The organism is Ferruginibacter sp. (genome assembly GCF_031430955.1).
GTDB lineage: Bacteria > Bacteroidota > Bacteroidia > Chitinophagales > Chitinophagaceae > Ferruginibacter.
In genome coordinates, this window is the sequence record NZ_JANPCM010000321.1 from 1 (window position 1) to 15,026 (window position 15,026).

At 35.3% G+C, this 15,026-nt stretch carries 15 protein-coding genes; 5 read left to right on the forward strand and 10 right to left on the reverse strand.

Annotated features, from left to right (window positions below):
- Positions 1–25 precede the first annotated feature (25 nt).
- Positions 26–499, reverse strand: coding sequence for a transcription elongation factor GreA (gene greA, locus ACY65O_RS09005; protein ID WP_462220521.1), 474 nt, complete (start codon positions 497–499; stop codon positions 26–28).
- An 85-nt stretch (positions 500–584) separates the two neighbouring features.
- Entirely contained in the window at positions 585–1,517 is a 933-nt protein-coding gene (locus tag ACY65O_RS09010; protein ID WP_462220522.1) for an NAD(P)-dependent oxidoreductase, read from the reverse strand.
- A gap of 44 nt (positions 1,518–1,561) precedes the next feature.
- Between ACY65O_RS09010 and ACY65O_RS09015 the strand changes: the two genes are divergently transcribed.
- Positions 1,562–2,074: a hypothetical protein gene (locus ACY65O_RS09015; protein WP_462220523.1), complete on the forward strand. Its 513-nt coding sequence runs from the start codon at positions 1,562–1,564 to the stop codon at positions 2,072–2,074.
- Between the two features lie 18 nt (positions 2,075–2,092).
- Here the strand turns inward: ACY65O_RS09015 and ACY65O_RS09020 are convergent, their stop codons facing one another.
- The gene (locus ACY65O_RS09020) at positions 2,093–2,473 is read right to left on the reverse strand and encodes a RidA family protein (RefSeq protein WP_462220524.1); all 381 of its coding nucleotides are present in this window, start codon (positions 2,471–2,473) and stop codon (positions 2,093–2,095) included.
- Between the two features lie 68 nt (positions 2,474–2,541).
- Between ACY65O_RS09020 and ACY65O_RS09025 the strand changes: the two genes are divergently transcribed.
- From ACY65O_RS09025 to ACY65O_RS09040, 4 genes are all read left to right on the forward strand, one after another.
- A complete protein-coding gene (locus tag ACY65O_RS09025) occupies positions 2,542–3,156 on the forward strand; it encodes a 3-hydroxyacyl-CoA dehydrogenase family protein (protein ID WP_462220525.1) in 615 nt (204 codons plus the stop codon).
- A complete protein-coding gene (tsaB, locus tag ACY65O_RS09030; RefSeq protein ID WP_462220526.1) occupies positions 3,156–3,827 on the forward strand; it encodes a tRNA (adenosine(37)-N6)-threonylcarbamoyltransferase complex dimerization subunit type 1 TsaB in 672 nt (223 codons plus the stop codon). Before ACY65O_RS09025 ends, tsaB begins: the two co-directional genes overlap by 1 nt.
- A 125-nt stretch (positions 3,828–3,952) precedes the next feature.
- Positions 3,953–4,306 (forward strand): ArsR/SmtB family transcription factor, encoded by a 354-nt coding sequence (locus ACY65O_RS09035; RefSeq protein ID WP_462220527.1) that lies wholly within the window; start codon positions 3,953–3,955, stop codon positions 4,304–4,306.
- Positions 4,307–4,385: 79 nt separating this feature from the next.
- A complete protein-coding gene (locus ACY65O_RS09040) occupies positions 4,386–5,789 on the forward strand; it encodes an MBL fold metallo-hydrolase (protein ID WP_462220528.1) in 1,404 nt (467 codons plus the stop codon).
- Between the two features lie 11 nt (positions 5,790–5,800).
- On the opposite strand, the gene ACY65O_RS09045 is transcribed toward ACY65O_RS09040, so the two are convergent.
- From ACY65O_RS09045 to ACY65O_RS09075, 7 genes are all read right to left on the reverse strand, one after another.
- Entirely contained in the window at positions 5,801–6,703 is a 903-nt protein-coding gene (locus tag ACY65O_RS09045) for a lysophospholipid acyltransferase family protein (RefSeq protein WP_462220529.1), read from the reverse strand.
- Positions 6,704–6,750: 47 nt separating this feature from the next.
- Entirely contained in the window at positions 6,751–7,146 is a 396-nt protein-coding gene (locus tag ACY65O_RS09050; RefSeq protein WP_462220530.1) for a four helix bundle protein, read from the reverse strand.
- 51 nt (positions 7,147–7,197) lie between these two features.
- Positions 7,198–8,874 carry an L-aspartate oxidase gene (nadB, locus tag ACY65O_RS09055; RefSeq protein WP_462220531.1) on the reverse strand — a complete coding sequence of 559 codons (1,677 nt, stop codon included), beginning with the start codon at positions 8,872–8,874 and terminating at the stop codon, positions 7,198–7,200.
- A 91-nt stretch (positions 8,875–8,965) separates the two neighbouring features.
- Positions 8,966–10,396 (reverse strand): TlpA family protein disulfide reductase, encoded by a 1,431-nt coding sequence (locus ACY65O_RS09060; protein WP_462220532.1) that lies wholly within the window; start codon positions 10,394–10,396, stop codon positions 8,966–8,968.
- A gap of 160 nt (positions 10,397–10,556) precedes the next feature.
- Positions 10,557–12,545: a (E)-4-hydroxy-3-methylbut-2-enyl-diphosphate synthase gene (gene ispG / locus ACY65O_RS09065; RefSeq protein WP_462220533.1), complete on the reverse strand. Its 1,989-nt coding sequence runs from the start codon at positions 12,543–12,545 to the stop codon at positions 10,557–10,559.
- Positions 12,546–12,595: 50 nt separating this feature from the next.
- Complete coding sequence (locus tag ACY65O_RS09070; RefSeq protein WP_462220534.1) at positions 12,596–13,243, reverse strand: hypothetical protein; 648 nt, start codon at positions 13,241–13,243, stop codon at positions 12,596–12,598.
- Positions 13,244–13,288: 45 nt separating this feature from the next.
- Entirely contained in the window at positions 13,289–14,932 is a 1,644-nt protein-coding gene (locus ACY65O_RS09075; RefSeq protein ID WP_462220535.1) for a VWA domain-containing protein, read from the reverse strand.
- Between the last annotated feature and the right edge of the window lie 94 nt (positions 14,933–15,026).

Sequence of the window (15,026 nt, forward strand, 5' to 3'; positions counted from 1 at the left end):
GGGCTTAAAAAATGCAATTAAAAATTTAAATGTTAATGTCTTCTACCCTGAATTTTAACATCCCCGCTGGCACTACCACATCAACCTCATCACCAATTACTTTGCCCAATAAACTTTTGCCAATGGGAGACGTAACAGAAATTTTGCCCAGTTTTAAATCAGCTTCTTTTTCTGAAACAATCTGGTAAGTAACTTTCTTTTTTGTACCTATATTAGTAAGCGATACTTTGGTAAGTATGCTTACTTTGCTGGTATCAATATTGGTTTCATCTAAAATACGGGCCGTTGCAATTACGCCTTCCAAATATTTTATTTTTGCTTCCAGCATGCCCTGTGCTTCCTTGGCAGCATCATATTCTGCGTTTTCTTTTAAGTCGCCTTTTTCCCTTGCTTCGGCAATAGCTTTACTGGCTGCAGGCCTGTCAGTTTTTTTCATACCATGCAGCTCTTCCTTCATTTTCTCAAAGGTATCTTTTGTAACATAATTGGTGGTACTCATAAAAATCCTATTTAGTAATGAGAAAAAAAATACAACGCCCCAGATTGGCTAAGGCGTTGCATGTATTACAAAAGTAATGAAAATTTTAAATACCTAATTTTTCTAAGATAACAGCACCCATTTTATAAAAAGACTCGTGGCTGTAGCCGGCAATATGCGGCGTTATAATTACATTGGATTGGGTATTCAAAAAATCCAGTTGCTCTTTTTCAATGGCAGATAAAGTTTGTAGCTTTTCATTTTCCAGTACATCTAAGCCTGCGCCGGAAATTTTGTTTTCTTTTAATGCCGTAATCAATGCAGCAGTATTTACCACTTTACCTCTTGAAGTATTTAATATTATTGGTTGCTGCTGCAGGCTATTAAAAAAATTATCATTGGCAATATATTTTGTTTCTTCTGTTAAAGGCAAATGAAAACTTACCACATCTGCATAGCGGCCAATTTGTTCAATGTTGGCTGATCTTATATACCCTTCCGCAAAATCAAATTTGTATTTATCATAAGCCAAAACGGTTACATTAAAAGCCGAAAGCAATTTTGCAAACGAACTGCCAGTGTTTCCATAACCAATAATACCCACTGTTTTACCTGTTAATTCTGTACCACGGTTGGCATCCCTTATCCACTCCCCATTTTTAACTTCTGTACAGCTGCTGTTAATTTTATGCAGCAATCCTAATAACATTCCTAAAGTATATTCGGCTACGGCATTGCGGTTTCCTTCGGGGCTGCTTACACATTGTATTCCTTTTGACGTTGCATAACCAACATCTATTAATTCCATGCCACTCCCCAATCTGCCTATCCATTTTAATTTACCGGCATTGTCTAAAATATTTTTGTCAATAGCCAACCTTGTAGTTACGATTAAACCTTCCGCTTCGCTTACTAAGTTTTTTAATTCATCATAACTTATATCAGGATTGTATAAAACTTTATAGCCATTTTTTTGCAAACTCTCCATAAGATGGTCGTGTGTCTTTGCCGTTATTATCACCAATTTTTCGTTACTCATGCTGCTTAAATATTTTTATCTTACTGTAAAATTAACCTTAGTTTATGTTTAGTAAAATTTCTTTTTTAATAACTGTTGTTTTGTTTACTGCATTACGCAGTTTTGCTCAAATAACCGATTTAGAAGAAAAAAAGCCTGAAACCATTAACGGTATTGAATATGGCTATTTTATAAAAAACGAGCATGTAAAAAGTGTAAAAGATGATGAATACAGCCACTTTGAAATTACATTGTATGCCACTAATAAAAGTGGCTGTTCAAAAATTTATTCCCACAGGGGTACACTATCTTCTTCCGAACCGGCCAATTTAATTGCTGGGTTTAACTGCAGCAATGCCAACGGTAAACGTTTGACTGCAAAAAGCGGCAGCGTAAAAGCAAAAGAATTTTACATTAATGCCAAAGTGCAGGAAAACAGAAAAGAAATTACAAAAACTGCTAAAGCCGGTTACATTTTTCGCAATGGTGAAAGCCTTAAAACAAATATTATTGTACTGGTGCCAAAAGGAGAAAGGCCGGTAATACAATGCAATGTAAATTATTTACCGGAATTGTAAGGTTGCCAACCTTTACTTCTATTTAGATGCAATCATACTTATTTCCACATTTACATTTTTAGGTAAGCCTTTTACTGCTACCGTTTCTCTTGCAGGAAAATCGCCGCTGAAATATTTACCGTAAATTTCATTTACCTGGCCAAACAAATTCATGTCACTTAAAAAAATGGTAGTTTTTACCACATTACTAAAATCCATTGAAGCTTCGGTTAAAATAGCTTTAATATTTTGCATCGACTGATGGGTTTCTTCGATAATATCGGCGTTGGCCAATTCGCCGGTGCCGGGTTTTAGTGCCACCTGGCCCGATATAAAAAGTAAATTACCTGCAAAAACTGCCTGGCTGTAAGGGCCAATGGGTGCAGGTGCATTATTGGTATTAATTATTTCTTTTGTCATTACTGGTTTATTTAATAGAAATGCAAATATATCTTTTTGTAACCACCTATTTTTGCAAAAAATAATAAATGATAATTGTTGTACTTGCGGCAGATAATATGTGGGAAGCATTAACAGCTAACTCCGCTGATTTGGAATGGGTAAAAGCTTCTGATGATTTTTCTTTTAAAAATTATAAAGAAGCTGATGCTTTTTTTATTTTAACTGATAGTACTGATTTTAATTTTATCGAAACAGCAAAACCTGTTTTTATAAACAGTGTTACCACAACTTTAAAAGAATTAAATGCTGCCGATAATATTTTACGAATTAACGGCTGGGATAGTTTTATACAAAGATCCGTTTGGGAAATTGCAGGAAAAATAAATGATGAAAGCAAAACAATTGTAGAAAAGATAAATAAAAAAATATTTTTAGTTGTTGATGAACCAGGGTTTATATCTGCAAAAATTATCGCTATGATAATTAACGAAGCGTATTTTGCATTGGGTGATGAAGTGAGCAGTAAAAACGAAATTGATACTGCAATGAGGCTGGGTACTAATTATCCGTACGGCCCTTTTGAATGGGCTGAAAAAATTGGTGTAAAAAATATTTATGGTCTTTTAAAAAAATTAAGTGTAACAGATAAACGTTATCAGCCTGCACCAATGCTAATTGCAGAAGCAGCAAAAAATAATTAATGGGCCTTATTTTAAATATTGATACCGCAACCGAAACTGCACAGGTAAGTTTTGCAAAAGATGGCAAAGTATTGCAATCGTTAACTAACGAATTGCAGAAAGATCATGCTTCGTTTTTACAAACTGCCATACAGCAACTTGCAAAAAAAAACAACCTTACATTAACTGATGTTGATGGGATTGCAGTGACTGCCGGCCCGGGTTCTTACACCGGCATAAGGGTGGGTATGGCAAGCGCCAAAGGTTTATGTTATGCACTAAATAAGCCTTTAATAGCAATAAATACTTTGCAGGTGTTGACTGTTGCTGCACAGCAGGAATTAAATAATGCCTCCGAAATTTTATTTTGCCCAATGATTGATGCCAGGCGAATGGAAGTATTTACGGCAATTTATAACAATACCTTGGCTGAAATACTGCCGCCCTGTGCAATTATTTTGGAAGAAAGATCATTTTTATTGCAATTGCAAAATAATAAAATAGCTTTTTTTGGCAGTGGTGCTGCTAAATGGAAAGCCGTTTGCAGGCATTCAAATGCTTCATTTGCAGCAGCTTCAAACATTACCGAAGCTATGGCAAGTTTAAGTGAGGCTTATTTTGTGCAACATAAATTCAGCGATCTTGCCTACAGCCAGCCATTTTATCTAAAGGAATTTCAAGACAAAATATAAAAGATTACCATTAATTGTAAAAGACATTTTTTTCAAATTTTACTGCCTTAAATTTATTTGCATAAGTAAATATTGGTATATTTGATTGTTCAACATTGTTCAAGCATAATTAAAATTTACATCTTATGATGGTTGCATCCCAATCATTGGAGTCGCCTGTGGCTGCTTCAAAAAATTCATCTGAATCTTCAATCAATGTGGATTATCATTCCTTAAAAAAAGCGGCGCTTGTTTTAAGGGCATTAAACCACAAACTTCGCCAGCAACTATTGAAGTTAATTGAAGAAGAAAAAAAGATTACTGTTACAGAAATTTATGTTCGCTTACGCCTGGAGCAATCTGTTGCTTCGCAGCACCTTGCTATTTTAAGAAAAGCAGGTATTGTAATTACACAGCGTGATGGAAAATTTATTTACTACGCAGTTAATTTTAAAAGGATTGAGGAAATAGATACTTTTGTTAAGCAACTTGTTGGTTAATTATTAAAAGTATTCATAAAAGCGTTCCGTCTATGGCGGGACGCTTTTTTATTTTTATCTTTGCCCTAAATAATATTGTATGTTTATTAAACAATTATATACCGGTTGCCTTAGCGAAGCAGCGTATTATATTGAGAGCGAAGGCGAAGTGGCCATCATAGATCCATTAAGAGATACTGAAGAATATATTGTGCTGGCTAAAGAAAGAAATGCAGCTATAAAATATATTTTTGAAACACATTTTCATGCCGATTTTGTAAGCGGCCATTTAGATTTAAGCAACCAAACCGGCGCTCCAATTATTTTTGGTCCCGGAGCAAAAACCAATTTTAAAATTTACAACAGTAAAGACGGTGAGATATTCAAACTGGGTAAAATAAGTTTTGAAGTGTTGCATACACCGGGCCACACTATTGAGAGTACCTGTTATTTATTAAGAGATGAAAATGATAAGCCGCATGCAATTTTTAGTGGCGATACCTTATTTGTAGGCGATGTGGGCCGCCCCGATTTAAGCAGTGGCGATATGAGCAGTGAAGAACTGGCTGGTATAATGTATGATACTATTCAAAATAAAATATTACCATTGGCAAATGATATAATTGTTTACCCGGCACATGGCGCTGGAAGCAGTTGCGGTAAAAATTTAGGGCCAAATAATTTTAGTACCATTGGCGAAGAAAGGCAAACTAACTATGCCCTGCAGCCGCAAACTAAAGAAGCATTTATTAAAGCAGTAACAGAAGGCTTAACAGATGCCCCAAAATATTTTGCTGTAAATGCACAAATAAATATGGAAGGCTATGAGAGTTTAGATAATGTAAAACAAAATGGGCTCACCCCCTTAAGCATTACAGCATTTAAAAAATTAATGAGTGAAGATGTCCTGGTTTTAGATACCCGGCATGCAGATATATTTACACAGGGTTTTATACCCGGCAGTATTTTTATTGGGTTAGAAGGCCGCTTTGCAGAATGGGCAGGCAGTTTATTACCTTTTGAAAAACCAATGATTTTAGTTACCGAACCCGGCATGGAGGAAGAAACTGTAATTCGTTTATCGAGAGTGGGCTTTGATAAAATGCTGGGATATTTACAGGGAAGCTTTGAAGCATGGCAGGCAGCAGGCGAAAAAGTTGATTTAATAATTAATATAGAAGCCGATGAACTGGCAATGGACTTACCACACGACCCTAATTTAGTAGTGGTGGATGTAAGAAGAGAAGCCGAATACGCCGATGGCCATGTAAAAGGTGCACAAAATATTCCTTTAAACGAAATGACCGATGTGGTAACCATTGCAAATTTTGAAGACAATCAAAATTTATATATTCATTGTGCAGGGGGTTACAGAAGTGTAATTGCATCTTCTTTAATAAAGCGGCAGGGGGTACACAATTTAAGAAATGTACTGGGCGGCTGGAGCAAAATAAAAGAAGAGAAAAATATTATTACCGAAAAAGATGCCAGTGTATTAAATTAATTTAATAAAAATTATTCAGGCGCTGCTGCATTTCTATCTATCCATAGATTTTTATATTCCGCCTTCCACTCAAATTTAAAACGGCGGTGGCTCCATAAATAATTAGCTGGGTCTTCTCTCACTGTTTTTTCTAAAACATCCCTGTACATGCAGGTAAGTTCGCCGGTTTTTGTGCCGGCACTTTGTTCGGTAAGCAATGTGGCTTCAAAATGATAATGTCCTCGTTTAACTTTTTTAAACGCTACAAAAACTACAGCTGCATTATTTTTAACTGCCCCTTTTTCGGGACCATTTACAAATGGCGTGGGCCTGCCAAAAAAATTTAACCAATAGCCAGATGTTGAGGCCCCGGGATTTTGATCGGCTGCAAGGCCAAGCATATATTGGTTTTTAAAAACATCATGCATTTTATTTTTAAAATCGCTGGCACCTACTAATACAGTGCCATAGCGTTTGCGTATATCAAAAAATATTTTGTCAAATATTTTATTTTTAATGGGGATGTAAACCCCCACAAACGGAATTTTTAAATTAATAGCATACAGTAAATTGGCATACTCCCAGTTAAACTGGTGCCCTGCCATTAAATTAATATTGTATCCTTTACTAATCAGGTTGTTTATAATTTCAAATGTACCGGTGCTTCTTTTTAATAATTGTTTTTTTGAAATAGAAATAAATTTCAAGCTTTCTATCATGGTATCGGTAAAATATTGATAGAATTTTTTAGCAATTTTTATCCGTTCTTTTTCTGTTTTTTCAGGAAAGGCAATAGCCAGGTTACTCAAAACCGTATCCCTTCTGTACTTAATAACATGATATAAAAGAAAAGCAAAGAAATCACTAATGCCATACAAAATAAAAAAGGGGAGGAGCGAAACTAAATAAAGCAACGGGTAAACAATATAATACATGTAAGTACAAAGTTTTTAGTACAGAGTAAGCAGTAAGAAATTTCAAACTACTTTTTAAACTTATAGCCTCTGTTATTTGATTGATGAATAGTTTTAATCAAGGCGGCAATCATTCTGCAAATTTCATCCGCTAAATTATACATTTGTTTTTGCTCATCTTCATTAATATAGTTTTTATCAAATACTCTGTAAAGTTGCGATTGATATTCTCTTGCAGAAGCTGACGAAATTGTTAAAAAATGTACGAATTCTCCATTTCCCATTCTGCCAAAACCTTCTGCAATATTATCCATTACAGAACCAGAAGACGATTCCATTTGTCCGCTCAATTTAAAATTCCTTGCCAAATCAGGATATTTTTTATAGCACACATCAAACATTTTGCATAATTCTCTAGCCTTTTGCCAAGCCAAAATATCTTCAAATTTAGTGAAGGTTGCCATATCGCTTAATATTTCAATTAGAATAACTCTGTACTAAAAACTTTGTACTCTTTACAACACAATATCCTGCACCATTTCACTCTTTGCAGGATAATCAGTATTAAAATGCAAACCACGGCTCTCGTGCCTGAACTCTGCACTTTTTACAATTAAAAATGCCACGGTAATCATATTTCTTAACTCACAAAGCTGTGGAGAAACAATTGTCTTTTTATACAGTTCTTCAGTTTCTGTAAATAAAAGATCCAAACGCTTCATGGCCCTTTGCAACCTTTCATTATTTCTTACAATACCAACATAATCACTCATCAGTAATTTTAATTCTTTTACACTTTGCGTAATTAAAATCATTTCTTTGGGTGATGAAGTACCGTCAACTTTCCAATCGGGTATGTTGCCTCCGCCGCCTCCGCCAACAGGCGTAGAAACTGAGCGAAGATTGATGTTAGAGATTGAATCTTTATAAGCTCTGTGTGCAAATACCATTGCTTCCAGCAAACTGTTGCTGGCAAGGCGGTTGGCGCCATGCAAACCTGTACTGGCACATTCACCTGCTGCATACAAATTATTGATAGATGTTCTTGCATGTTCATCTGTTTTTATACCGCCGCAACTGTAATGTGCTGCAGGTGCAACAGGTATTAAGTGTTTAGTAATATCTATACCAATACTTAAACATTTATCATAAATATTAGGAAAGTGCTCAATAAATTTTTCTTTACCAAAATGGCGGCAGTCTAAAAAGACATTTTCGGTACCGGCTACTTTCATTTCGTTATCAATAGCACGGGCAACGATATCACGTGGTGCCAGATCTTTTCTTGCATCATAGCGTTCCATAAAGGCTTCGCCATTATGGTTGCGTAAAATGCCGCCATCGCCACGTACGGCTTCGGTAATTAAAAAACTTTGTCCACGTACACCCGGCTCGTACAATGCAGTAGGGTGAAATTGTATGAACTCCATATTTTCTATCCGTCCCTTGGCCCTGTACACCATAGCAACGCCATCGCCTGTTGCAATTGCAGGGTTGGTAGTGGTGCGGTACACCTGGCCGTTACCACCGGTTGCCAGCAAAGTAATTTTAGATAATATTTTTTCTACTTTATTAGTAGCAAGATTTAAAACATACACACCATAACATTCAATATCGGGTGTAGCTTTTGTAATAAGATAACCTAAATGATGCTGCGTAATTATATCCAGCACAAAACAATGACTTATGAGTTGTATATTTTTTTGTTTAGACAATGCAGCAAGTAAAGCCCTTTCCATTTCTTTACCCGTTACATCTTTATGGTGCAAAATTCTAAATTCACTATGGCCACCTTCTTTACCCAATTTAAAATCGCCATCGGGTGCTTTATCAAACTGTGCACCCCAATCAATAATTTCTTTAATTCTTTCCACGCCTTCTTTAACCACAATTTCTACAATATGCCTGTCGCACAAACCATCGCCGGCAATTAAAGTATCTTCAATATGTTTTGCAAAACTGTCTTTATCAAAATCCATTACTCCTGCAATGCCACCCTGTGCATATTTGGTGTTGGTTTCATCACTTTGCGTTTTGGTAAGTACGGTAATTTTTTTATCGGGGCATTCCTGTGCAACTTTTAATGCGTAGGTTAAACCAGCTATACCGCTTCCAATTACTAAAAAATCTGTTTGGCCACCATTAACTGAAGAGGAGTGACTCAACATATTTTCTTCTTTTGTATAATTCATTATAAATTTTATTACATTTTTTTTTGAACTCCGTCAAAATTTCTTTTTTGCATCAATAATTACATAGTTGCACAAAAGTTGGCAGAAGCAGCTATTCTGCTTTTAATGCTTCTTCAATTTGCTTTTGAAGTTGATTTGAAATATTTGGGGGATTTGCATTAAATATTTTGCCATTTTTGTCTATCAAATAAGTAGTGGGGTAACCACCCACTTTGTATGCACTGATTATCGGATGGTCACGTTCTTTGTTTTCGGTAAATGCATGGTATCCTTTAATGTCATATTTTATCAATGACTTTTTCCAAACATCATGCTGATCTATTGAAATGTATAAAAAAACAACATTGCTATCAGCTGAAAAATATTTTTTCGCTGGCTTTACTGCTTCAAATAATGCATGGCAGGGGCCACAGGCTGCGTACCAAAAGTCAACGTATATAACTTTCCCCTTAAAAGAAGCAAGAGTAACTTTATCACCATTCATATTTTCGATATTAAAATCAGGCGCCTGCATCCCTTTCTTAAAATTTGCAATATCAATTGCATCTTTATATTTTTTAACAATATAGTTTTTGTAAGCGATGTTTTTGGGGAGCCGGTATATTTTCTGAATGGTTGTCTCAATATCTTCTCGGTTATTTAATTTTTCAATTTCACTTTCTAAGAATAAGGTCAAGACCGGAATTTTTAAATTTTTCGGTAGCAAGTGGTCAAAATATTTGTACTTAACTAATGTATTGTCACTTGCTTTGTTTATAGCCACAAGGTAGTCGTAATTTGAAAAAAGGATATTATACACCTCCTTCACATAAGTTTGAGAATAATAAAAATCACTATTAAATTTCATAAGATTCTCCAAAATAGATTTTGATACAGGTGTTAATTCTTTTTGCCTGTTTTTTAGGGTTTCTTCACCGCTTTCATGATATATTAACCCGACACTCCTGTTTCTATCTCCTAAAAATGAACCTTTAATATCTCCTAATAACAGCGAATAACTTTCTTTTGACATAAATTTTTTAAGTACGTCAAGGTTTTTTAGAAATTTTTTTTCTGCACTATCTATGTAAGTGAACATATGGTCAAATGGGAAACGGCTGTTTTTGGCTGTAGAAACTTGAGCTTTGAGCTTTCTATAAATTTTTGCCTGAAGAAAAAGGTTAAGAAATTGAAATTTTTCTTTTCCTTTTCCTTCGAAAGATAATGGTATTGCAGTATTGGCAGTGTCAAATTTTATAAATATGTTATCGCCTGGCTCAATCAACCCATTAATATAATTTTCTCCATCAGTAATATATAAGTATGTTGATTTATTAATTTCTAATGGTTGTTTGAATATACCTTTTATAACAGGGATTTTTATTGTTTTTGTTTCTTTTAGTACGCTATTATATAACAGTACGCATTTAATAGTATCTTTTGTAGAATTTACAAGATGCCCACTAAGAGTAGTTGAGTATTGCCCGAATGAAAACGAACAGTGTAGAGCTGAAAAAAAAAGAAAAGAAATTTGTTTTTTCATAATCTTATACAATTACAACTAAATATAGATGAAAAAAAGAAAGAAGTTTTTGTATTATGGTGTCATGCAATTCCTGCTAACATCTTTATTGGTCTGGCCTAGAGCAAAACACTCTTCAACAATATCCCTTTATTCAAAGCCTTAAATCAGCAGCTGCTTTTCAGGATTCTACCGGAGTTACCCATGCCTCATTCTCTTTCAATAAATTTATTAATTCATCTACTGCAATGGCGCTGTCGATATTTCTTTTCACTACTTCTTTACCCTTATACAAAGTTATTTTGCCCACACCACTGCCTACATACCCAAAATCTGCATCGGCCATTTCGCCGGGGCCATTTACAATACAACCCATAATAGCAATCTTCACACCTTTTAAATGATTGGTAACTGCACGAATTTTTGCAGTGGTTTCCTGCAGGTCAAATAATGTACGGCCGCAACTGGGGCAACTGATGTATTCTGTTTTAGAGATTCTGGTACGGGTGGCCTGTAAAATTCCAAATGCAATGGAATTTAATATTTTTGTTTGCGGAGCAATAGTTTTGTTTCCGTATTGATATCCAAAGCATACGCCATCGCAAAACCCATCCAGCAATAAACCTCCTGCTTCTATGGAATAGTGAATTAAACTTTCTTCTATTGTTGCATCGTTGCTGTCGCAAATAATTATTACAGGATTTTTTATTTCATTATACGCCAGCTCCACAAACATGCTGCGAATACTTTGCATAGCATTTTTATTGGTAGAACTTAAACAAAGTACAGCAGTTTTATCTGCTTTAATTTTTGCAAATAATTTTACCAGTTGCTGGTCGGGAGAATTTTCTGAATAACAATCGATCATTACAAAATTAATGTGCGACGATTTTACAATTAAATCATTAAGGTATTCATCCGCATCTAAAATTGGAATATATTTTTCAGAATGTTTGGGATCTTCATTTATCATTAACAACCAGGTTATATGAGGAAGAATAACTTTTAGTGTTCCCGGTAAAGCAAAATCTAGCGGAGCTGAAGTATATAAATAATCCGCAGCTGCATCACCAATATTCCATTTATCTGTTGCAGCATCGTAAGTGTAACCAATGTTCTGTAAATCTTCCGGAGTAATTTTTTCAAACTTACTAAAATCTGCAACCACAACCGGTACATGTTTATTGCCGATATTACTTACTTCAAAACTTTCTCTTCTTTTATATTCAAAAGGCGAGTAAGGTAAACGTGATGTATTTAAAGTTAAAGCATCCGCAATTGGAGATGCCGCAATAGCTGCATACCGCTTCACAATATCTTTACAAACAGGTATTTCTAATTCAGGATCTTCAGTAAGAGAAACCCTTATCGTATCACCAATACCATCCTCTAATAATGTACCAATACCAATTGCACTTTTTATTCTTCCGTCTTCGCCATCGCCAGCTTCGGTTACGCCTAAGTGCAGTGGATAGCATTCACCAAATTCTTCCAGCATGTGATTGATCAATAAACGATATGCATGCACCATCACCTGCGGATTACTGCTCTTCATGCTTAAAATAATCTGATGGTAATCTTCTGCTCTTGCTATACGCAAAAATTCCATTGCACTTTCCACCATGCCCATTGCCGTATCGCCATAGCGGCTCATTATCCTGTCGCTTAAACTGCCATGATTGGTACCAATACGCATAGCAGTGCCGTGCTGTTTACAAATTAAAACTAATGGGGTAAAGCGTTCCCGTATTCTTTCAATCTCTTCTGCATATTCAGCATCGGTGTATTCGATCTGTTCAAATTTTTTCTTATCTACATAATTGCCGGGGTTCACTCTCACCTTCTCTACAATTCTTGCAGCAATTTCTGCAGCGTTGGGTGTAAAATGAATATCGGCAACTAATGGTGTATCATACCCACGTTTTCTTAATTCATCTTTTATATGTTGTAAATTTTCTGCTTCTTTTTTTGACGGCGCTGTAATACGCACTAATTCTGCACCGGCTTCAATACAACGGATGGATTGCTCCACAGTTGCCATGGTATCCATAGTGTCAGTAGTCGTCATGGTTTGTACTCTTATCGGATGATTATTACCCAATAAAAGATTACCCACTTTTACTTCTCTTGTTTTAAGACGCTTATATTCAGTTAAACTTTCGCAGTACATTTTTAATTATAATGATGATTGCAAAGGTAACAATTTGTAACAGCTAAAGTTTAGTTGCTGAGTTTAGATTTACAACTTTCGCATAACCATTTATTTTCTCTGTCCACCTGCTTAATACTGCCGCCTGCATCTGTCATTAAACATGCTGGATTGATGGTGCAATGAGGCAGGCCAAGATTATGCCCCAGCTCATGCAATACAACTTTTATTAAACGCTCTTTTAATTGCGCCACTGTTTTAGATGCCCGTTGCAAACGGTATACAGAAACAACACCAACTTTTCCTGGGCACATACCTAAACCAAAAATGCCCCAGTCGGTTATTTTTCCATTAGAAATAGAAATATCTTTATTGGTTAACCCAGCAATTGCATCAACATGCGGAGGAAGAATATTTTTTTCGTACTTTAATAAACTATCGGCCCTGTACCGGTTGCGAAGTGGATAAAATGCAAACGAAGGAAGATCTGCTGATTTTAGTAAAACTACTTCGCAATTATAAAAAATTGCAGTTTCGTTTTTAACATAGCTTAATAAAGCTGTATCAAAATTGCCATAAGGCAAAAGTGCTACTTTAAAACTATTTTTTTGTGATGGCGATTTCTTAAAATTTATGGCAGGCGAACTGTTGCAGCTAAATAAAATTATTACCAGTAAAATATTTGAGAAAACATTAATTACCCGAAGAGAAATTAACATACAAAAATTATTTACAGCCCTGATTAACTTTATTGCAGTAAGCTATTACCAATCTTTCTCCGGCTTATTGGGTGAAGACACATTTACTTTTCTCAATTTATCCTGCAGATTTTTTTCCTGCTGTAATAAAGCTTTCAGCTTTTCTTCTGCATCTTTTTTTGTTATTTTAGAAGGCTTGGGTTGCTGCTTTTCTTCTTCTTTTTTCTTTTGCTGCTCTTTTTGTTTGGGATCCTCCTTAGGTTTTTGCTGCTCCTTTATTTGCTGCAAAGCCTTTTGTAAATTTTGCCTGGCATCTTCATCCTGCGGATTTAATTTTAAAGCTTTTTTATAGGCAGCAATACATTCAGGTATTTTTTTATTATTCTGTAAAACAACGCCTTTATTATAAAATGCTTTTCCCTTATCATCTTTTACTGTTAAGTTTCCGGAAGCATTCTCGTAAGCGTTTATTGCCTCGTCAGTTTTTTTATTTTTGTATAATGCGTTACCCAAATTATATTGTGCCGTCGCATTCTCCGGTGTTTTAGTGGTTACTTTTTGATATTCCGTTGCAGCTTTATCAAACTCGTTTTTACTATAAGCCTCATTTCCTTTTTTTATAATTTCTTTTTCGTTTTGTGCAAAAGTGTCAACCGGCAATAAGCAAATGGCAATAAGCAATAAAGTTGCTAATTTAGCCGGCATCTGCTTTTTGTTTTTAGCATTTACTCTTTCCGAAATCAACATTTCAATTACAAGTAACAATAAAGACAGCACTAAAAAGTATTGGAAAAAACTTTCGTAATTCACCAACGAATCTTCCGTTACTGTTCGCTGATCCATTGTATTTAATTGAGCATCCAATTTTGCCACCACAGCATCGGTATTATTATAGAGTTGATAAATACCGTTCCCTTTTTCAGCAATGCTCATTAGTTCTGCCTCGTTTAGCTTTGTAATTACCACATTCCCTTCATTATCTTTTTTAGTTTGGTTGGTAGCAGGATCAAAAATTGATGAGCCATCAGGTGAACCAATACCAACGGTATTTATTACTACACCTTCTGTTGCCATTTCTTCTGCAATCTTGGTTGCAGCTTCGTCGTGGTCTTCCCCATCGCTTATTAAAATAACAGATTTATATTTTTTTTCTTTAGTGTTGAAAGATGCGTAACACATTTTTAATGCATCGCCAATTACGGTGCCCTGTGTGGGTACAATATCCGGCGTGGCAGAAGATAAATACATTTTTGCTGCACCATGATCGCCGGTTAGCGGCATTTGTAAATAGGCTTTACCTGCAAAAACAACAATGCCAATTCTGTCATTACCTAATTTATCAATCAGTTTACCAATTGCCTGCTTGGCTCTTTCTAACCTCGATGGTTTAACATCCTGCGCCAGCATACTTTTGCTTACATCTAATGCAATCATTAAATCAATACCATTACGGGTAACTTTTGCTGCACCCTGCGGCGAACGTAAATTAGCTAATGCAAAAGCAGCCGATGCAAAAGCAGTAACTATTAAAATAAATTTTAGTGCAAAGCGTGGGGCCGAATAATTTTTTATCATTTCCTTCACCAGCCTTTCATCCCCAATTTTTTTTATGGTTTTCTTTTTCCAGTTTAATGCCAGTAAAAACAGCAATGCCAAAATTGGAACGCCTGCTAATGCTAATAAAAATTCTATGTATTGAAAACTAAACATATTATGTTGGCAAATTAATAAATAACTATTGGTGCAAATTGTTAAATCTGTTAATGACCGGAAAAATCATCTAACCCTGGTAAATCTATCTCAG